This window comes from Mariprofundus ferrinatatus, from assembly GCF_002795825.1.
Classification (GTDB): domain Bacteria; phylum Pseudomonadota; class Zetaproteobacteria; order Mariprofundales; family Mariprofundaceae; genus Mariprofundus; species Mariprofundus ferrinatatus.
The window spans coordinates 1,248,686-1,268,130 of the sequence record NZ_CP018800.1; the positions used below are offsets into that span (position 1 = coordinate 1,248,686).

The 19,445-nt window shown below is 54.0% G+C and carries 17 protein-coding genes; 11 read left to right on the forward strand and 6 right to left on the reverse strand.

The window, feature by feature from the left end; all coding sequences use genetic code 11:
* Window positions 1-202 precede the first annotated feature (202 nt).
* The 4 genes from Ga0123462_RS06095 (at window position 203) to arfB (ending at window position 2,769) form a co-directional block, all read left to right on the forward strand.
* Window positions 203-1,078, forward strand: coding sequence for a hypothetical protein (locus Ga0123462_RS06095; RefSeq protein WP_100265486.1), 876 nt, complete (start codon window positions 203-205; stop codon window positions 1,076-1,078).
* Window positions 1,079-1,188: 110 nt separating this feature from the next.
* Window positions 1,189-1,437 (forward strand): VF530 family protein, encoded by a 249-nt coding sequence (locus Ga0123462_RS06100; RefSeq protein ID WP_100265487.1) that lies wholly within the window; start codon window positions 1,189-1,191, stop codon window positions 1,435-1,437.
* Window position 1,438: 1 nt separating this feature from the next.
* Window positions 1,439-2,356, forward strand: coding sequence for a 3'-5' exonuclease (locus Ga0123462_RS06105; RefSeq protein ID WP_100265488.1), 918 nt, complete (start codon window positions 1,439-1,441; stop codon window positions 2,354-2,356).
* A complete protein-coding gene (arfB, locus tag Ga0123462_RS06110) occupies window positions 2,356-2,769 on the forward strand; it encodes an alternative ribosome rescue aminoacyl-tRNA hydrolase ArfB (protein ID WP_100265489.1) in 414 nt (137 codons plus the stop codon). Before Ga0123462_RS06105 ends, arfB begins: the two co-directional genes overlap by 1 nt.
* Before the next feature lie 12 nt (window positions 2,770-2,781).
* Here arfB and Ga0123462_RS06115 read toward each other — a convergent pair whose 3' ends face one another.
* From Ga0123462_RS06115 to Ga0123462_RS06125, 3 genes are read right to left on the reverse strand one after another with little or no spacing between them, the layout of a single operon-like run.
* Window positions 2,782-3,045: a DUF4911 domain-containing protein gene (locus tag Ga0123462_RS06115; RefSeq protein WP_100265490.1), complete on the reverse strand. Its 264-nt coding sequence runs from the start codon at window positions 3,043-3,045 to the stop codon at window positions 2,782-2,784.
* The gene (gene mltG / locus Ga0123462_RS06120) at window positions 3,035-4,021 is read right to left on the reverse strand and encodes an endolytic transglycosylase MltG (protein WP_232726375.1); all 987 of its coding nucleotides are present in this window, start codon (window positions 4,019-4,021) and stop codon (window positions 3,035-3,037) included. The genes Ga0123462_RS06115 and mltG overlap by 11 nt, the downstream gene beginning before the upstream one ends.
* A complete protein-coding gene (locus Ga0123462_RS06125; RefSeq protein ID WP_157821290.1) occupies window positions 4,018-4,797 on the reverse strand; it encodes an aminotransferase class IV in 780 nt (259 codons plus the stop codon). The genes mltG and Ga0123462_RS06125 overlap by 4 nt, the downstream gene beginning before the upstream one ends.
* Window positions 4,798-4,836: 39 nt before the next feature.
* Here Ga0123462_RS06125 and ilvA point away from each other — a divergent pair, with 39 nt between their 5' ends.
* The 5 genes from ilvA to Ga0123462_RS06150 all read left to right on the forward strand — a co-directional run bounded on the left by ilvA (window position 4,837) and on the right by Ga0123462_RS06150 (window position 10,885).
* A complete protein-coding gene (gene ilvA / locus Ga0123462_RS06130; RefSeq protein ID WP_100265492.1) occupies window positions 4,837-6,345 on the forward strand; it encodes a threonine ammonia-lyase, biosynthetic in 1,509 nt (502 codons plus the stop codon).
* A 134-nt stretch (window positions 6,346-6,479) separates the two neighbouring features.
* Window positions 6,480-7,580 carry a GNAT family N-acetyltransferase/peptidase C39 family protein gene (locus Ga0123462_RS06135; RefSeq protein WP_100265493.1) on the forward strand — a complete coding sequence of 367 codons (1,101 nt, stop codon included), beginning with the start codon at window positions 6,480-6,482 and terminating at the stop codon, window positions 7,578-7,580.
* A gap of 1 nt (window position 7,581) precedes the next feature.
* Window positions 7,582-9,069: a RimK family protein gene (locus Ga0123462_RS06140; protein WP_100265494.1), complete on the forward strand. Its 1,488-nt coding sequence runs from the start codon at window positions 7,582-7,584 to the stop codon at window positions 9,067-9,069.
* A gap of 23 nt (window positions 9,070-9,092) precedes the next feature.
* A complete protein-coding gene (locus tag Ga0123462_RS06145) occupies window positions 9,093-9,884 on the forward strand; it encodes an RMD1 family protein (protein ID WP_100265495.1) in 792 nt (263 codons plus the stop codon).
* Between the two features lie 17 nt (window positions 9,885-9,901).
* Entirely contained in the window at window positions 9,902-10,885 is a 984-nt protein-coding gene (locus Ga0123462_RS06150) for a calcium/sodium antiporter (RefSeq protein ID WP_100265496.1), read from the forward strand.
* Between the two features lie 10 nt (window positions 10,886-10,895).
* Here the strand turns inward: Ga0123462_RS06150 and Ga0123462_RS06155 are convergent, their stop codons facing one another.
* Entirely contained in the window at window positions 10,896-12,011 is a 1,116-nt protein-coding gene (locus Ga0123462_RS06155; protein ID WP_232726377.1) for a M14 family metallopeptidase, read from the reverse strand.
* A 137-nt stretch (window positions 12,012-12,148) separates the two neighbouring features.
* Window positions 12,149-13,249, reverse strand: coding sequence for a THUMP domain-containing class I SAM-dependent RNA methyltransferase (locus Ga0123462_RS06160; protein WP_100265497.1), 1,101 nt, complete (start codon window positions 13,247-13,249; stop codon window positions 12,149-12,151).
* Window positions 13,250-13,396: 147 nt separating this feature from the next.
* Between Ga0123462_RS06160 and Ga0123462_RS06165 the strand changes: the two genes are divergently transcribed.
* Both Ga0123462_RS06165 and Ga0123462_RS06170 read left to right on the forward strand, forming a co-directional pair.
* On the forward strand, window positions 13,397-14,797 hold the full coding sequence (locus tag Ga0123462_RS06165) for an NAD(P)H-dependent flavin oxidoreductase (RefSeq protein WP_100265498.1): 1,401 nt from the start codon (window positions 13,397-13,399) through the stop codon (window positions 14,795-14,797).
* 66 nt (window positions 14,798-14,863) lie between these two features.
* Window positions 14,864-16,405 carry a hypothetical protein gene (locus Ga0123462_RS06170; RefSeq protein WP_100265499.1) on the forward strand — a complete coding sequence of 514 codons (1,542 nt, stop codon included), beginning with the start codon at window positions 14,864-14,866 and terminating at the stop codon, window positions 16,403-16,405.
* A gap of 44 nt (window positions 16,406-16,449) precedes the next feature.
* Here Ga0123462_RS06170 and Ga0123462_RS06175 read toward each other — a convergent pair whose 3' ends face one another.
* Window positions 16,450-19,443: a PAS domain S-box protein gene (locus Ga0123462_RS06175; RefSeq protein WP_100265500.1), complete on the reverse strand. Its 2,994-nt coding sequence runs from the start codon at window positions 19,441-19,443 to the stop codon at window positions 16,450-16,452.
* Window positions 19,444-19,445: the final 2 nt, after the last annotated feature.

Sequence of the window (19,445 nt, forward strand, 5' to 3'; positions counted from 1 at the left end):
GGATCCGGTGGACCAAGCCTGCAAAACAGGCTCTTAAGCAGCCAGGCGCCTTTGCATACTTAAGGCCCGCCATTCAGCTACAGCATGCTGCAGCAATCAGTTCAACAAACTGGGATTTACATATTTTTACACTGTCGAAACCCACCATTTACAGAAAAACGGTCAGCATAACCTCCAGGAAGCAACCTGATGGAGGTGCCCCATGAACAGAGAGAGAACGATACCTGTCATCATTGCACTGCTTGCCGGATTGTTGGCAATGAATCCAATTCCGGCACATGCCGATCGAGATGGCCGTTCGCATGAGCGAGATATCAGAGGTGAGCGGCAACACCAGCCAAGGCATGCTGAGCGGCCTGTAAGGCAGAGAGAAGCCCTGAACAGGAGCGCAAGAAGTGAAAGCCGGGAACGAGGCAACCGGAATATTAACGAGCAGCAAAAACAGCGCCGCAATATTCAGACGGGTCAGCGAACGGCTCGGGAACACGGGCCGGCAGTTCGCAAGCACGTGGAACATAATCCCCGCAACTCAGTAGCTCCCCGTAACCAGAAACTGTTATATCAACAGCGACAGGCGCACCGGGCCTCGGCAACACACAGCAGAGCAGACCGAAACCTGCATGTTAAACGGACCATTCAGGTGCAGAAGCCATATTATGCCGGCCATTATATCGGCCATCATCCCCCCAGGAGTCGCTGGTATCGCGGTATCCATGTACACCGTCCATTCGGCCACCTCTATCCAGGCTTCGGCTTCTACTACAGTGACTCCGACGCATTCCGCTGGCTGGCGTTTACTACAATCTCACTGGCCATTGTTGACCATCTGGATCAGCACCAGCAGCGTTTACATGAACACGCGTTGATCACAGCAACAACGGCTCGCCCTGGTGAGCGCGTCTACTGGCGCCATGGATCAGCCTATGGTTCGGTGACAGTAATCCATATCGGATATGACCGTCATGGCCACGAATTCCGCGAGTTCAAGCAGAGCATTACCCGCTATGGCAGAACAGAAACCAGTTATCACAGGGCAATCCTGCGTAGCGATCGCTCTTGGGATGTGGTGCACCTGTAATCTCTCCCCCGCCTGGTGGCAGCATCCCGAATAAAGCCCTGCAGCAAGATGCAGGGCTTTATTTTTGTCAGGTGGCGTGCAGGGTTGAGCAATAGATGGAGTATCTGCAAATGCATGAGCAACCCAACAATCCGCTGCACGGCATGACGCTTGAGAAAATCCTCAACGCACTGGTTGAGCATTACGGCTGGGGCGAATTGGGCATATACGTCAAAATACGCTGCTTTAACGACAATCCGTCGGTGAAGTCTAGCCTTAAATTCCTGCGCAAAACTCCGTGGGCACGAACAAAGGTCGAGAACCTCTATCTCGACATGCTCAGGGAGAAAGAGAAACAATCTTGGCCCTACAGGAAATGATATGAACGATAAGGAAGCGATTCAGCAGCTGGAACAGTCCGGCAACTACAGGGTTATTGAGCGGTTAAACACGCCTGCGTTCTACAATCAGGGGGATCCCGCCACCCTTCGTACCGGCATTGTGATTGATGTCGAGGCCACAGGGCTTGATACGATCAATGATAAAATCATCGAGCTGGGTTTTGTCGCCTTTGAATATGATGCAGCAACCGGTCTGGTTTACCGTATTCTGCACAGCTATGCCGGTTTTGAAGACCCTCTTGAGCCGCTGAGCGAGTTGATCATCCAGATCACCGGCATTACGGATACGATGCTAAAGGGTCAGGAACTGGATGACGACCTCATCAACCTGTGGCTGGAAAAAGCGGACCTGATCATTGCCCACAACGCCACATTTGACCGCCAGATGATCGAGCGACGTCTTCCGACCGCAAGCAGGGCCAACTGGGCTTGTACCTTTAGCGATATCGACTGGCAGGATGAAGATATCTCCAGCCTCAAACTCGATTACATCGCATATAAACTTGGCTTCTTCTTCGAAGGCCACCGTGCCGTCAACGATGCTCAGGCAACCCTTCACCTGCTGACCAAAACGCTTCCCGTTTCCGGAAAGCTGGCCATGCACGCACTTCTCGCACGCGCACGCGAAAAGAGTCGTCGCTTTTTTGCAGTCGGCGCACCGTTTGACAGAAAGGATGAGCTGAAATCCCGCGGCTACAGATGGATGGCCGATTTCATCTATAACGACCGCGGCAAACAGAAAAAAGGTGTCTGGAGCAAGTCGGTCGCAGAACCTGAAATAGAAACTGAACAACAGTGGCTTAGCGAAACGGTATATAGCGGCAAAACACCGCAATTCACTTTCAGGGATATCTCGGCAAAAGAGAGATTCTCCATCAGGGAATTTGACGCCGAATAATGCTGGAGATCTCGCCGCTGATTGCCATCCCTGATTGTGAAATCGAGATGCACGCCATTCGCGCCCAGGGTGCGGGTGGCCAGAACGTCAACAAGGTTTCAACTGCCATACATCTGCGTTTTGACATCATGGCCTCTTCCCTTCCCGATATATATAAGCAGCGGCTGCTTCAACTTAAAGACCATCGCATTACGGCCGATGGCGTGATTGTGATCAAGGCCCAGCAGTACAGGGGGCAGGAGAAGAACAGAACGGATGCGCTGAACCGGCTTAGAACGCTGATTCATGGAGCCATGGCTGTTCAGAAAAAGCGGAAGCCAACGCGCAGATCATTTAATTCAGTCAAGCGACGACTGAACAGCAAGACCCGCCGCGGCGAGCTTAAATCATTACGCAAGAAGGTTGATGAATAGCCGGACTCATTGTCATCTGTGCTTGTTGTCTGCACTCCCATCACTCCAGATCCACTCACCGCAAACCATAACCTCAAGTGATTCAGGCAGTGTAGCCAGCCAAGCAAGAAGGTCGTCGCGCTGAGATGGCGTTGTCCAGAGCTGCTGTTTTTTATGTTCGGGATCGAAACAACGGGCCACGGCCAGCCCGGCCTCTCCCTCCAGCAGCGTCTGAAATCTGAACGAGTTTCCGGGAGGAAGTTCAACCTCAACGATAACAGTATCCTCACTTGCCACTGTTTTTCTTTCTCTCAATTTTTATCCACTGTTCAACATTATCGAGATGCGCTTCATGGGTGGCTGCAAACTTATGGCCGCCCGTACCATCAGCAACAAAATAGAGATAATCCACATCGGCAGGTGCTGCCGCAGCCTTCAAAGATGCTGCACCAGGGTTGCCGATTGGTGTAGGAGGCAACCCCTTGCGGGTATAACTATTCCACGGCGTATCGGCAGCGAGATCCTTTTTGCGGATATTTCCTGAAAAACTTCCCGTGGTTTTCCAGATCCCGTAGATAACGGTCGGGTCCATCTGCAACGGCATGCCGATCTTCAACCGGTTGCGAATCACCGCGGAGACCAGCGGCCGTTCGTTCTCAAGCATGGTCTCCTTCTCGATGATCGAGGCAGCGATTCTAAGCTGCTGCTGCCTGACAGGGTCGGAAGTAAGAGCAGCCAGAACCTCCTGTTGAGCCCTGACCATTGCATTCAGCAGTTCGGACGCATTCAGCGGCTTGGTATACTGATAGGTCTCAGGCAGCAGACGGCCTTCTGCGCCGTCCGGCAGAAGCTTGTTGATCTCGGACTGCCAGACCGTTGCCTTCACGCCTGTTTTTTCAACCAGCAGAGCTACGATCTCATCGTTTCTCAGACCTTCCGGTACTGTAACCTGGAACCGCATCACATCACCACGCTCAAGCCGGTCGAGAACTGCATTGATGCTGGCAGGCTCCTCAAACCGGTAGAGGCCGCTCTTCAGCCCTGCCGAAACACCTTTCAATCGTGCCGCAAAGCGGAAGGCGAGTTTTGACGGAATCACGCCCTGCTCTTCAAGCAGTCGCCCGATTTTGATCGTTGAAGAACCTTTGGAGATCATCACCTCTACCGGCTCTGAAGGCTGATGTATGGCAGATGCCTGCCAGAGAAGCCAAACCAGCGGTGCAATCAGCAACACGGCTCCGATAATCGAAAATCCAACCAGCTTTTTAATCACATCAATTCCTTTGGCACGCCCGCGTTACCGGCCAGTGCTCCTGTCAATTCTCCAAGTGCCGGATGATCGACAGCAATTTTTTTGATTTCTGAAACTGCAGCCACCGGTCGAATAAATATACCGCTGTTGCAAAGCGCCATGGCTTCGCAGTCACTGACCCACGATACCGGACACTCCGCTTCATGCACCAGGCCAGCTTTGATCAGGTGACCGCGAATCACGCCCGGCAACACCCCCCTCTCAGCCAGGGGTGTCCACCAGTGACCACCCCTGTAGATCAGCAGGTTGGCCGTTGCAGTGGCGATCAGCTTCTGATCCTGCTCAAACAGAAGATCGAGATTTTTTGACCCCTTCAGCACCCGCAGCGTCTCGGCATAATCCGAGGTGAATTTGGCGGGTTTGGCTTTGAGCGGGAAAGGCCAGTTTCTCATCATCAGAATCGCCATTTTTTGTCTGACGGGAGCCGACACCACCTGAATATAGGCGACAGGTGCCTCACTGACGTTTGCCAGCCCCCACTCCGCACTGCCGCCACTTACCGTAACGCGTACCAGCACATCACTGCCGACCTGCTCTGCCTGTTTGAGGCTGGCATCACGTAAACGTTCGGAATCTGCATCGGAGAGCGTGATGCCAAACTCGGCAAGCCCTGTTGCAAGCCGCTGGCAATGCGCATCCCAGGCAAATATTTCACCGTGAATGACACGAAAGGTCTCGAAACAGGCCTCTCCGTAGGCCAGTCCCCTCTCCAATTTGTCTGCAGATACTATCTTCAAACTCGAATCCTCACCGCGTTCATGGTAGCAAGCCGCCCCATGAGCGATTTATACCTTGAGGCCATCGAACAAGCACGCGTCTATGACGTAGCGATAGAGACACCGCTGGAGCTGGCGCCGAAACTTTCTTCCCGACTTCATAACGAGGTCCTGTTCAAACGTGAAGACATGCAGCCGGTATTCTCCTTCAAGATTCGCGGCGCTTACAACAAGATTGCCAACCTGAGCAGTGAGGAGCGTGAATGCGGTGTTATCTGCGCTTCTGCTGGCAACCATGCCCAGGGCGTGGCCCTTTCCAGCCACAGGCTCGGCATTAAAGCGACCATTGTTATGCCGCGCACCACGCCGGATATCAAGGTGAAAGCGGTCGCCCGCATGGGTGCGGAGGTGGTACTCTTCGGTGACAGCTATTCCGATGCCAGTGATCACGCCTACAGGCTCTGCAAAGAGAGCGGCAAAGTGTTCATTCACCCTTACGATGATCCCCTGGTGATTGCAGGACAAGGCACGATTGCCGAAGAGATGATGCGCCAGTACCCGGGCGATCTCGATGCTGTATTTATTCCGATTGGTGGCGGCGGCCTGGCTGCCGGCATGGCCGTGTATCTCAAAACCCACTCCCCGAACACGAAAATCATCGGTGTGGAACCTTTCGATTCAGCGGCCATGTACGACTCGATCAAGGCTGGCGAACGCGTGACACTGAAACAGGTCGGCATCTTTGCCGATGGCGTGGCTGTGAAACAGGTCGGTGAAATCACCTTCGATCTGGTCCGGCAATATGTCGATGAGATCATACTCGTCGATACCGACGAGATCTGTGCAGCAATCAAGGATATCTACGAGGAGAACCGCTCCATCGTCGAGCCTGCCGGAGCACTCGGCGTGGCAGCGCTGAAAAAGTATGTACGCAACACCGGTGCGCGCGGCCAGCTGCTGACCGCGATCAACAGTGGTGCCAACATGAATTTCGACCGTATGCGCCATGTTGCAGAGCGCACCGAAATGGGTGAAGGACGTGAGGCGCTGTTTGCCGTCACCATCCCTGAAACGCCGGGTTCATTCCTGAATTTCTGCCGAATTATCGGCGACCGCAACATTACCGAATTCAACTATCGCCTCTCCAGTCGGGAGGAGGCGCATGTCTTTGCAGGTATCAGTGTAGCCAACAATGAAGAAGTGGATAAGCTTGAGAAGGCGATGATCGATGCCGGCCTGCCAACCCTGAATTTGCAGGATAATGAGCTGGCCAAATTGCATATCCGCCACCTGGTCGGTGGCCGCAGCCCGCTGGTTAAGAACGAGGTATTGTATCGCTTCGAGTTTCCTGAACGTCCGGGAGCCTTGCTGGAGTTTCTTACCCGTGCCGCAGGGCGCTGGAATATATCGCTCTTCCACTATCGCAACCATGCCGCGGCTTATGGCCGGGTGCTTGCAGGTATCGAGGTGCCGCCTGCAGAGCGTAGTGCATTCGAGGCATACCTCGAAGAGCTGGGTTACCCCTGCGTCAACGAGAGCGACAACCCCGCGTACAAGCTTTTCCTCTAAGCTGGCCCCCTCCCGCTGCTCAATCCCGGGGGCAAAAATACGCCGGGATTTCAACTATCTTACACACACCTATTGACGGCCAAACCGCACAGTTCCAGCCTGACGCCAATGGAAATATTTATTTCTTATAACAGATGATTCGGCCCGCCCGGTTAGACGATGTTCCGGCCCTGGTAAGCCTGGAAAACAGCTGCTTTGAGATTGACCGTCTCTCCGAACGCAGCTTCCGCCACTTACTCACACGTGGCCATGCCTCTTTTTTCGTTTTTGAAGAAGATATGCGGCTACTGGGTTACTCGCTTGTGCTGTTTCATCAGAACACCTCGATGGCCCGCCTCTACTCACTGGCAGTGCTTCCAGAGTGCCGGGGCAAAGGTATAGCCGCAGCTCTGATCAATGCATCCGAGGCTGATGCATTGAAGCACGGTGTGGTTTCGATGCGGCTTGAGGTACATGTCAACAACTCCGGAGCCATTTCCCTCTACCATAAGCTGGGCTACAAAGAGTTCGCTGTATTCCCTGACTATTACGAGGATCATGCCGCCGCCCTGCGCATGGAGAAGCCTCTGGCCCCGCATTTGGCTCCGAAAAAGAGTCGGGTGCCCTTTTACGGCCAGACCCTAGAGTTCACCTGTGGTCCGGCCTGCCTGATGATGGCGATGAAATCACTAAAGCCAAAACTGGAACTGAGCCGCGAGCTGGAACTGCGCCTTTGGCGTGAGGCTACCAGCATCTATATGACAAGCGGCCACGGTGGCTGCAGCCCCTTCGGACTAGCGCTTTCCGCGTATCACAGAGGGCTGCAAGTCAAGCTCTATGTTCCTTGCGATGCCGAGATGTTCATCGACTCTGTGCGCAACGAAGAGAAGCGCGAAGTCATCCGAATCGTACAGAACGATTTCCTTAAGGAAATCCGCCGGCTGAAAATTCCACTGACCGAGCGGCACCTGTCTCTCGACATGCTTGAGAAGAAATTTAAAAAGGGTGCCATCCCTGTGTTGTTGATCAGTGCCTACCGGTTAACCGGAGACAAGTCACCGCACTGGGTTGTTGTCAGTGGTTTCGATAAAAACTTCGTCTATATCCACGAGCCCTACGTCGACGTTAAAGAGGGCAAGAGCGAAACAACATGTTTTGGTATTCCCGTCACCCGCAAAGAGTTTGAACGCATGCGTTTCTACGGCAGCAAACGTCAGTACGCCACACTGCTAATATATAAAAAAGGGGACAAATAACATGCCGGTACGTCATACCGTCATTGTGGATCGTCTGAAAGACTGGAAATGGGAGATTGAAGGACTGGAGGTAACACTGGCCAACGACTACCTGACCAGGCAGGCGGGTGCCCAGAAACGGCCGATCCGAATTATCAACCTGTGCAGACACTACACCTACCTCAGTGGCGGCTACTACTGTTCTCTGCTGGCAGAAGCCCGTAATGACATTCCCATGCCGACAGTTGCGGATATCGTCGATCTCTCCCGCCAGAGCCTCTACGCCTTCTCCATACCCGACCTGGAGCGGATGCTTGCGAATACGCTCAATCGTCTTGCCTCGCCGCCTGAAGAGTCATTCGATCTCTATATCTTTTTTGGCAGCAGCGATGATCACCGCTTCCGCCGCCTCGCAGCTGAGGTCTTTGATATCTTCCGCTACCCTCTTCTGCGACTGCGCATCGAATATGGGAAAACCTGGAAAATCAGATCGATTCGACCGATTGGACTGCATCAGGTGACCACTGCCCTCTCCGACTTCTTCGAATCGGCGCTGCGCAGCTATACGCGCATGCCACGTAAGCGCAATGAGGGACGCAAACCGGCGCTTTATGACCTGGCTATTCTTTATGATCCGAACGAGAAACTTCCGCCATCCAATAAGGCGGCGCTTGAGCGGTTTATTCGTGCAGGACAGAAGATGCGCGTCGATGTCGAGCTGATCCAGAAGAAGGATTACAACAGGCTCTCCGAGTTCGATGCCCTGCTACTGCGTGAAACAACATCAATTGACAACCATACTTTCCGTTTTGCCCGCAAAGCGGAAGCGGAAGGTATGCCGGTAATCGATGATCCGAAATCGATCATTCGTTGCACCAACAAGGTCTATATGTGGGAACGGTTGAGTGCACAGAAGCTGCCGACACCCAAAACCATACCCCTGAACCGCCATCGTTTCGATGACAGAGCCATGGAACATCTCGAAACGGAACTGGGTTATCCGATGGTGCTGAAAATTCCCGACGGCTCCTTTTCACGCGGTATGTTCAAGGTCGACACTCGGGCCAGGCTCGCTGAGGCAGCCCGGGAACTCTTCTCTCGTTCGCGCATCATTCTGGCGCAGGAGTTCATGTACACCGCATACGACTGGCGTATCGGCATCCTCGCCGGCAAGCCGCTCTTTGCATGCCAGTACAAACAGGCGCGTGGTCACTGGCAGATCGTCAACCACAAGGCAGATGGCTCAACCGTTCCGGGCGGCTTTGCCACCATGCCTGTCGAAGATGCGCCGAAAGATGTGGTCGATACCGCACTCGCCGCCGCTGCCCTGATCGGCAATGGCCTGTACGGTGTGGACCTGAAGCAGAATGATGACGGCATCTTTGTAATCGAGATCAACGACAATCCGAATATCGACTATGGTGTTGAGGATAAGATTCTGAAAAAAGGGCTTTATGAGACGATTATGGCCGAATTTATTCAGCGCATCGAATCGATGCGTAATGAATAACACTACTGGCGAGGAGTTCGCAGATGCAGCAAAGATGTAATGCCTACGTGCTTGCGAAACATTTCCATTTCGAACCGCTTTGTGAGCAGTTATCAGGGTCGCACCGAGCCTGCACCTATCGCAATGCCATTCACCTCGATGAGAACAGTGGCGATGTCTTCATGTTTGATTACGGAGTGGTCGTTTTCTGGGGCATGGATCACGACAGTGAACAGCGCCTACTCAGCCAGCTCACCCCTTTCCTGAACGGAACACTGCAGGTGCCTATTTCCGACTTTTTCACCTACGAAATCGATCCCGAGGCAACTGCACGAATCCGCTCCGACCACATCACCCTCAATGATGACGATGTGATGGTAAAGCTCGCCATTTCGCATGGCATTGCACAGTCACTGAAACTCTCCGAGCTTGAAGCGTATGCGGAAAAAACCATTGAGGATACCTCTTACATCCCGCGCAATATGGCAGAGTCGGGATCCAGCAGAATGGGCAGAAAAGAGATCGCCCGCATGCGCGGCCAGCTTTTTCTGGTTGAAAGCGATATCCTGCTTCACCATGCCCTGCTCGACACACCGGAATTTTTCTGGGAGTACCCTGAACTGGAAGAGCACTACAGACGCATGGCCAGCTATCTGGACACCACCCCCCGTGTCGAGGTGCTGAGCAAAAAACTGCAGATCATTCATGAGATGTTCGACATGCTTGCCGACGAACAGAAACATAAACATTCATCCATGCTTGAGTGGATCATCATCTGGCTGATTGCCATCGAGATATTCATCTTCCTTGGCCACGACCTGCTGAAGGTTTTCTAACTCCAGCCGGACCCATTTTGACACTCCCCATATTGGCTATTCTCTCCGGCTTTGCCCTGCTGGTGTGGAGCGCTGACCGTTTTGTCGAGGGTGCTGCTGCCACAGCACGCCTTTTCGGCATGCCATCGCTGCTGATCGGCATGGTGATCGTCGGCTTCGGTACTTCGGCGCCTGAAATGGTGGTATCGGCGATGGCTGCACTTGACGGCAACCCAAGCCTGGCTCTGGGCAACGCCCTGGGGTCAAATATCGTTAACATTGGCCTTATTCTTGGCGTTACCGCCCTGATCGCGCCGATTGCCGTACACTCGAACATCGTACGCAAGGAACTGCCCCTGCTGCTTGCCATCGGAGCTCTGCTCGGACTGCTGCTGTGGGACAACAGCCTGACAGGTATCGAGGCCATGTTGCTGCTGGGCGGTTTTCTGTCCCTGCTCGGCTGGAGTGTTTTTTCAGCACTGCGGGGGCGCGGTGATACGCTGGAGAGCGAAATGGAGATGGAGCTGGAAGTGCACGCCATGCCGCTTGGCAAGGCGCTGTTCTGGCTGCTGGCCGGGCTTATTCTGCTGATTGTCAGTTCACGGGTTCTGGTATGGGGAGCCGTCGCCATTGCAGAAGCAATGGGTATCAGCGACCTGATTATCGGCCTGACGATCGTGGCACTGGGTACCTCGCTACCTGAGCTTGCCGCTTCCGTGATTGCCGCCCGCAAGGGAGAGCACGATATCGCCATCGGCAATATCGTAGGCTCGAATATGTTCAATACTCTGGCCGTGGTAGGCATCGCCGGCGCCATCGCTCCGATGTCGGCTATTACGCCAGAGGTGTTGTTACGCGACTGGAGCACGATGATGGCACTTACCGTGGCGCTGATGTTTATGGCATACGGATTCAGAAATGGTGCGGGGCGGATCAATCGACTTGAGGGTACCCTGCTTCTGCTGGCTTTCATCGCATACAACAGCTATCTGGTACTGAGTGAAACCGGCATGCTATCCTGAACCCATCCACCTATCCGTGAGTGTTGCTCAGCCCCTCAATTGCCTGCCGGATACACTGCCGGGAGCGCTTCAGCACCATCTCCTGCCAGCCAGGCGTGGCCGGGTAGAAATGGTTGCGGATCGCCGACTTGATCCGCTGAGTCTGTTCAGCATGCCACTCCACATTGCCCTGCGCATGAAGCCAGTGGTCCGCGCGCAACACCTGCATCATGTTGTCGAACGGATATGTGCCGAACTCCAGTGCAATAAACACCAAGGGTCTTCCCACCAAATGCATCCAGCCGTAGTCGGATAGCCCGTGCTTGGCCACAGATACCGAGGTGCCGAGCGCCGGTTCCGTCACCGAATCACCATACCATTGACGTGCCAGACGAACCCCCGTGGAACCGGGAGGGTGATCGCAGATAGGTTCACCATACCCGAACGGGCCGATACCGGTGTGGAAATCGATCAGTGCTACACGCTTGCGGCCGGACAGCGCATAGGCCGCAATAATATTTTCACATGTCTTGCGTGACCATGTGGGTTCGAGACCACCATAAAACAGACCGTGCGGATAGTCATATTGGCCGCCTGTGAGTGCCCTTTCGTAAGATTCGCTGCCGTGAGAGGACAGATAACCGGCAAGCCTTGCGTCGCATAACTGCAAGGTTTCGGCATCGAGGGTGGCAGGAACCACTGCATCCGCCAGTTCATCGTAGCCTTCATTGATCGGCAGAAGGTGCGAAAAATCGATGTAGTTTCGGTTGAGATCTACACCCTCTTCAGTTACCCGCCTGAGCCATGCAAACCCGTGCGGATTTACTGCATGAACAACGAGTATCGCAACCCCATCGGGAAGTTCCGGAACCCTGGAAAGAAAATCAACCTGTGCAGCGGAACCACAGAACCCCTCGACCCCGTGCGTGGCGGAGAGCAGAACAAGTACCGCTTCGGCATCTTCAGGGCCAAGCCATGCGACATCTGTGGCCAGCGCTTCCCCGTTAGGACCCTGCAACGGATGGCGATAACTATTCAGCGTCGCACCGGCAGCCCGGGCCGCAGCGACAAAGGCCTCGCGAGCCCGCTTATAATCGGCCGGGAAACAGACGCTCATGGCCTTGTCATGTTGTAGATCATGTTGCACGTTTGCATGCTGAAACAACTTTCAGCCGGGTGCAATCGGCAACACTAAAACCTCTTGTGAAAAGCTATGTTAAACATTAATGTTTATTCGTAAATATTTGATATTAATGATTAAAACAGCCATGCCATTTCTGGCTGTTACAGCCGTAGGATATAAACCCACTTGCCGCCGTGTTTGATTTTCAGGCGATCCCTGACCGGCATCGCCAGCGCATTCTCGCAACCCTGATCGGGCACAATCACAGCGATACGCCAACCGCCAAAACGCTCCCGTAACATTTCGCCAAGCTGGCGATAGAGACCACGCACATCACCCTTGATACGATCCCCGTAGGGTGGATTGCAGAGTAGTACGCCGGGTGCCCCTTCGGGGGCAGCAGTTTTCGTGAAATCTTCAACAGAAAAACGGATCTGTCCGGCAACGCCTGCGGCTTCTGCATTGCGTTCAGCCTGATGAATGATCTCCGGATCCAGATCACTGGCGCAGATATTCAGAGCCACATCACGACGCATAGCCTCTGCTTTCGCATAGATACGCTGCCACCGCTTCTTCTTGAAACTCGGCCACTGCCTGAACGGAAACTCGTGATCCAGCCCCGCTGCGCGATGCAGTGCACTCCAGGCGGCTTCAATCGCAAAGGTGCCTGAGCCGCACATGGGTAAGACCAGAGACTCATCATGCTGCCAGTTCATCCACTGCAGCATTGCTGCCGCGATGGTCTCTCGCAGCGGTGCACGGCCTGAGTGCATCCGGTAACCGCGTCGATCCAGCCGTTCACCCGAGCTGTCGATGCTGATCGTGCAGATATCGTCATCCATTCGCACAAGAATCCGTTGCGCTTGACCGATCGGTCCGCCTTCAGCGGTGCCGGCACACCGCTGTGCAATGGCATCTGATACCGCCTTCTCCACCCGTCCGGTGTGCAGCAGTTTCGATCCGTGGCTGCTAGCATGCATTTCAAGCGCAGTAGCGGGTCCGATATAGCGCTCCCAGTGAATCCTGGCGGCCTTGTTGAAAAGTTCCGGGAACGAGTGCGCCCTGAACTCGGCCAGGCGAATCAATATGCGCGTAGCAACGCGCATTCGAAGATTAACCCGCATCACCCCGTCCATGGTTGACTGGAAGGAGACGCCCCCCTCCTCTGCAGAGATTTCATCGACCGAGAGTGATTCCAGTTCTCTGGCCGCGATATTTTCAAGGCCGGGCAACGTGACAGCGAAACAGTGGAGCTTTTCCATCACGCAAGGCTATCAGCCGCAACAGTTCATGACATCGATAACTTTGCCACCCATCGCTGCCTTTGCTAGGTTCCTCGTTCTGAATGCATGGAGTGCAATTTATAAAATTTTCCCTCGCCATGAAGGAAGCCAATTAAGGAACCCCACATGTCTTTTGACCTACAACCCATCATGATCTCCGGCAAGGAAGTCCTCCCGCTCATAGAGGGCGGCAAAGGTGTTGCAGTATCAACCGGAGAGAGCTCCGGTGCCTGGGCCGCCGCCGGCGGTGTCGGCACATTTTCAGCGGTAAATGCGGATCGGGTTGATGAGAACGGAAAAATTATCCGCACGGTTTACCATGGCAGAAGCCGAATGGAGCGTTTCGATGAGCTGGTGGCCCAGGGTATTGAGGGCGGTATCAAACAGGCTCAGATCGCCCACGAGGTCTCCGGTGGTGAAGGCCGCCTGCACATGAACGTATTGTGGGAAATGGGTGGTGCCGAGCGCGTTCTTGAAGGTGTCATGGAGGGTGCCAAGGGGATGGTTCACGGCATTACATGCGGTGCGGGCATGCCATTCCGTCTTGCACCATTGGCTGCAAAATACAATGTTCACTACTACCCGATCATCTCTTCGGCACGAGCTTTCCGCGCACTCTGGTTGCGCTCCTACCGCAAACTTCCCGATCTGCTTGGCGGTGTTGTATATGAGGATCCCTGGCTGGCCGGTGGCCACAACGGCCTCTCCAATTCGGAAAGCCCGGAAAGCCCGGAAGACCCCTACCCGCGTGTTGCCGAACTGCGCAAGACCATGAACGAGTTTGGCCTGAGCAGTGTACCGATCGTGATGGCTGGCGGCGTCTGGTGTCTGCGCGAATGGAGCAACTGGCTGAACAACCCTGAAATCGGCCCGATCACGTTCCAGTTCGGTACCCGCCCACTGCTGACACAGGAGAGCCCCATCTCGGATGCCTGGAAACAGCGCCTGCTCAGGCTCAAAGAGGGGGATGTCCGCCTCAACCGTTTCTCACCGACCGGCTTCTACAGCTCGGCTGTTTACAACTCTTTCCTGCACGAACTTTATGACCGCTCCGATCGCGAGACTGCATTTGTCGACCATCCGGCCGGCGATCACTCCGAGCTGTTCACCTTCGGTGTCCGCAATAAAGAGGTCTACCTGACCCGTCAGGACCTCAAGCGTGCCAAGCAGTTCATCGCCGAAGGTTTCAGCAAGGCGCTGCAGACACCTGACTCTACGCTTATCTTCGTTACACCTGAGAAGGCGAAGGAGATTCGTCAGGATCAGCTCGACTGCATGGGCTGCCTCTCACAGTGCAAGTTCAGCAACTGGGCCGCCAATGATAAAGGCACCACCGGCCATAAAGCCGATCCGCGCAGTTTCTGTATCCAGAAAACACTGCAGGATATCGGCCATGGCGATAACCCCGACAACAACCTGATGTTTGCAGGCCATGCCGCCTACCGCTTCGGCAGTGATCCATTTTATGCCAACGGGTTCATCCCCACAGTCAAACAACTGGTGGATCGAATCCGCACCGGGGATTGATGCACTGCCTGCGAGCGATCCTCAATCAGTTTACGCCCCTCGAGGCAATGAGAGTTCCGGCCCAAGATGAATCAGCCTGACCGGCCTGAACTGAAGCTAACGCTTGATACCGACCTGCGCCTTCACCCTCAGCGTATCGATCTCGGTCGCGCTGAACTGTTAACGGATGCCATTACACTTCCTTTCGAGGACATTGAGAGCAGGCTGAACCAGTACTTCGTTCACAGTTCACAGACAGATCAGCAGAAACTGCGCAGCAGCATGAAGGGCTATCTTGGCCGTCTTAATGCCAATCCGCTGATCCCGATCAACTTTCGTTTGAAGGTGCTCAACCGGTTTGAAAAAGAGCTGAACCTGTTTGACGGTGAGATAACTTCCGCCGTACTTAATGCGCACAAAATCGGCATCGATCTGGTGCAGAAGGAGGCCAGAGAAGACAGCCAATACTACGGCCCCCTGGTGGAGATGGTAGCCAATGCCATCGAACTGGCCGCGAAGATACTTCAGCTTACGGTAAAGGATTACAAAACCACACTGGTCATCGTCACCCGCCACTTTTTCGACTTGGCACGCCTCGGCCTGAATGTCGCAGCAGCCCTGGATCCATTCTCGACGACTACGCGGCAACGCCTGGTCAGCGCCATCTGCAGACATGAACTGCTGCGGGCATTGGACCTGTTCAGCAAGACCAGCGATCAGCAGCTTATGATCATTAACGAACTGGAGCATCACCTGTCGCTACTGGATGCCCAATTCTACAGCCGTGAAAAACCGGTCACGGAGTTTAGCGGAAGATCCTGCCTGGTCAGCAATATGAATCGCCCCAATGATCCCCCGCAACTGATTGAACAGTTCGAGAACAACCTCGCCTACGATGCCATTGTCATACCGGTAGATAAGCTGATCCGGGAAGTTAGCGAAGCAGTTGAAGTTGTCGAAGCCGCAACAAAAGAGCATGAAAAACAGGGAAGTGAGCTCTACACCGAGGATACCATTTTGACCACGCTGGTCGGCGGATCCGCTATTCTTAACAGGCTGTCACCCAGTCAGCATCGGGATCCGCGCATTCCCTGCTCTAAAACGCACCTTCATATTGAGTGGGACAGCCGAAAGGCCTTCTCCAGAACATCCGGCTCCACTGCAACGCCGGATCCCAGACATGCCTGGCGGGTTGTAGATATCAGCCAGGGAGGCGCCTGCATCGAGCGCCTGCATGAGGATGTCGATTCCACGGGCGTGGGCAGCATCGTCGAACTAACCTGGTCCTCAGGCGATCACCCCTCTTTGGCCCTGGTTCGCTGGACAAAACAGATCAAAACCGGTGAAACAAGGCTAGGCCTGATGTTCCTGAGGCACGCCTTTAAACGGCTCCACGGCTACGCAAAAACCGGGGGAAGCGATGATATGGGGGTTATACGAAAATGGCCGTTGCTCATCATTCCCGACAACCAGCAGCTCTTTGCCTACTTCCCGGAAGCGACTATTTTTCCTGACATGCTTTTCATTATCAGCGGACGTGAAGAGGATATCCATTTCAAGGTGCTTGAAGTGGATGAGAGAGGCCCGAACTTCTGCAGATGCAGGATTGTTCGAGCCCACGCCAAATGATTTTCAGCATCAATCGGGCTGGAGCATACGCTCATTCCGAGAAGTCAGTTGCTGCTCTTCTCCAGCTGTTCGTGAATCATCTGGCTGAGCTTGCTGACAGCAAACGGCTTGGAGATGACAGCCTCACTCATGATCGCCTCTTTATCAGCCACGCTGCTTAGTTTGTCGTAACCGGTTGCAAACAGCACCCTGACATCGGGATTGATCCCTCGTATCTCCTTCATCGCTTCAATGCCACCCATACCCGGCATCACCACATCGAGAAGAACAAGCGCGATCTCTTCTGCATGTGACCTGTACTGCTCAACCGCCTGCAGGCCATCCTCCGCAGTCAGCACTTTGTAGCCCAGTCCCGCAAGCACATCTCTGCCGCTCTCCAGTACCGTGTCATTATCATCTGCAATCAGAATGGTTTCGCCATGCCCTTCGAACACCTCCCCATTCTCACTGCTTATCTTGAACAGCGCTTCACCCTCCATCAGCGGCAGATAGATTTTGAACGACGTGCCCACACCGGGTTCGGATTCAACATCTACCACGCCGCCATGGCTCTTTACTGTTCCATAAACCATGGACAACCCCAGTCCACTACCCTTGCCGACCGCCTTGGTTGTATAGAAGGGTTCGAAGATTTTAGCAAAATCCTCCCGCGGGATACCCATACCGTTATCCTCCACCTTGATACAGGCATACTCATTGGCAGTCAGTTTCGGATTGGCGTGGAGAAATAGCGGGTCCGGTGTATATCTGGCCAGTGAAATCGTGATAGATGGATTTTCTGCTTCGGCCACGGCGTCGTTGGCATTATTCACAAGGTTCATCAGCATCTGCTGCAGCTGATTCACATCCCCCTTCACAAACAGGTCAGCATCTTCGACCTCAAGCAGCAGCAAGATATTTTCCGGAATGGATACCCGCTGCAGCTTGACTATCTCTTTCATGAACGGAACCAGCGAAACCGGAACCATGTTCACAATTCCTTTGCGGGAGAAGGCCAGCAGCTGCTGAATCGTGGCCGCGGCACGGAATGCGAGTTTCTCCACACTATTCAGCCGCGCCACCACTTCAGGCAGCTCTGCTGCCTTGCGCTTGGCGAGATAGAGGTTGCCGGTAATGCCGGCAAGTGCGTTGTTGAAATCATGCGCGATGCCTCCGACCAGCGTACCGATCGCCTCCATCTTCTGAGCCTGATGCAGCTGCGCCTCCAGCTCTTCGAACCTCTCAAGGTTCTGCTGCAGGCCGACGTAATGGGTGATCTCACCCGCCATATCCCTGATCGGTGAAATGGTCAGCATGGCGGGATAGAGATCGCCACTCTTCTTCCTGTTGACCACCTTGCCCTGCCATGCCCTGCCATCGCGCAAGCTCTGCCACATCTCCTTAAAGAACCGGGCATCCTGTTTGTCGCTCTTCAGAATACGCGGATTCTGCCCCAGCGCCTCTTCCTCCGAATAACCGGTGATCTCGGTAAACGCAGGATTGATATGTACGATCGTGCCTTCGGAATCGGTAATCATGATCGCTTCGCCCGACTGCTCCATCGCCTGAGAGAATCGCTGCACCCTCTCCTCTGCCTGTTTGCGATCCGAAACATCGCGTGCGTAGGCCAGAACCAAACGCTGGCCAAGCTGCTCGATCATAGCGATGCGAACTTCGACAGGGAAAATTGATCCATCCTTGCGTTGATGCTCACCAGTAATCGTTTTCATGTCACCCTGTTGCATCGAGGCAAACAACGCCATCAATTTCTCAATGCTCAGTGCAAGTTCGATATCGGGCACCTTCATGGTTAACAGCTCATCCCGGCTGTAGCCGAGCCTTTCACATGCCAGCCGGTTTACATCGACAAACCTGCCCTCCATGTCGATCAGGAAGAAGGCATTTGCAGCATTATCAACAAACGAGCGTATCCGTTTTTCACTCTCAACCAACGCGTTTTCTGCCGCCTTCAAGGCTGAGATATCGGCATAGGAGACAATCACCGAGGCAATCTCTCCATGATCGCCACGCACCGGTTCCGCATTGACCAGAAGCCAGACCGTTTCTCTCTTCTCCGGCTTGCGGATACCGACCATCAGGCTCCTGACCGCCACCCCGTTGCTGATAACCCTGTTTACGGGATGGTCGCTGATTCCCATCTCCTGGCCATCTTTGTCGACGAAGCACCAATCAATATCAGCAACGGTTTTCCCCACCATCTGGTCTCTTTTCAAACCGAACAGCAGTTGGGCAAGCGGGTTGCAGGTTGTCACCCTCATTTCACCATCGTGAACCACTACGGCCGTGTGGATGTTCTCGACCAGCGATCTGATCCGGGCTTCGCTCTTGCGAACCGACAAGAGCGCCTCATCGCGCTCTGATTCCCGCTGCTGAATCTTAAACTTCATAATATTAATGCTTTTGGCCAGCTCTCCGATCTCATCTTCCCGACCCACTTTAATATCGGCGCTGTAATCACCGGCTGCAATCGCCATGGTGCTTTTCTGCATTCTCTCGATGGGAGCAATCACCAGCTTATTCAGCATCTGCACCAGCAGAAGCAGCCCTGATATCCCCAGAAGCAGGGCTACGGAGAGTTCTATGATGGTCCCTTCATTGAGCTCAGCCAGCGCAAACTGCGGCGTCACATAGATTGTAACGCGGCCGATCACTTCATCTTCGTGGAGAACATCCCTGCTGATGGAGATGTAATCCCCTTCGATATCATCCATGGCACTGACAGGGCGCCACTGCGCATCCCGTTTTTTCCCTTCGAAGAGTTCGCCATCTGCATAAACGATGATGGCATATACGACGCGATCAGTGATCTCATTAGCGATCACCTCCGAGGTCCACCTGTTATCGATTTCCCAGAGAGGAAGCTCCAGTGTCTCGGAAAGGCGATGAACCTTTTTTTCAGCCAGATCACTGAGTTCACTGATCACCTGCATTTTTTCACGACTGTACTCGAAATACTCGAATGCAAAGACACCGCTCAGCACCACAACCAGCAGTGCAAGCGTGATTCTTATCCGGATACTGTTAAACAGCCGCCCCATCA

Coding starts and splice junctions, on each gene's coding strand:
- Ga0123462_RS06100 (WP_100265487.1), top strand. CDS start 1,189: ATGCATGAGCAACCCAACAATCCGCTGCACGGCATGACGCTTGAGAAA.
- Ga0123462_RS06160 (WP_100265497.1), bottom strand. CDS start 13,249: ATGGAAAAGCTCCACTGTTTCGCTGTCACGTTGCCCGGCCTTGAAAAT.
- Ga0123462_RS06145 (WP_100265495.1), top strand. CDS start 9,093: ATGCAGCAAAGATGTAATGCCTACGTGCTTGCGAAACATTTCCATTTC.
- Ga0123462_RS06170 (WP_100265499.1), top strand. CDS start 14,864: ATGAATCAGCCTGACCGGCCTGAACTGAAGCTAACGCTTGATACCGAC.
- Ga0123462_RS06135 (WP_100265493.1), top strand. CDS start 6,480: ATGATTCGGCCCGCCCGGTTAGACGATGTTCCGGCCCTGGTAAGCCTG.
- Ga0123462_RS06165 (WP_100265498.1), top strand. CDS start 13,397: ATGTCTTTTGACCTACAACCCATCATGATCTCCGGCAAGGAAGTCCTC.
- Ga0123462_RS06175 (WP_100265500.1), bottom strand. CDS start 19,443: ATGGGGCGGCTGTTTAACAGTATCCGGATAAGAATCACGCTTGCACTG.
- ilvA (WP_100265492.1), top strand. CDS start 4,837: ATGAGCGATTTATACCTTGAGGCCATCGAACAAGCACGCGTCTATGAC.
- Ga0123462_RS06105 (WP_100265488.1), top strand. CDS start 1,439: ATGAACGATAAGGAAGCGATTCAGCAGCTGGAACAGTCCGGCAACTAC.
- Ga0123462_RS06095 (WP_100265486.1), top strand. CDS start 203: ATGAACAGAGAGAGAACGATACCTGTCATCATTGCACTGCTTGCCGGA.
- arfB (WP_100265489.1), top strand. CDS start 2,356: ATGCTGGAGATCTCGCCGCTGATTGCCATCCCTGATTGTGAAATCGAG.
- Ga0123462_RS06140 (WP_100265494.1), top strand. CDS start 7,582: ATGCCGGTACGTCATACCGTCATTGTGGATCGTCTGAAAGACTGGAAA.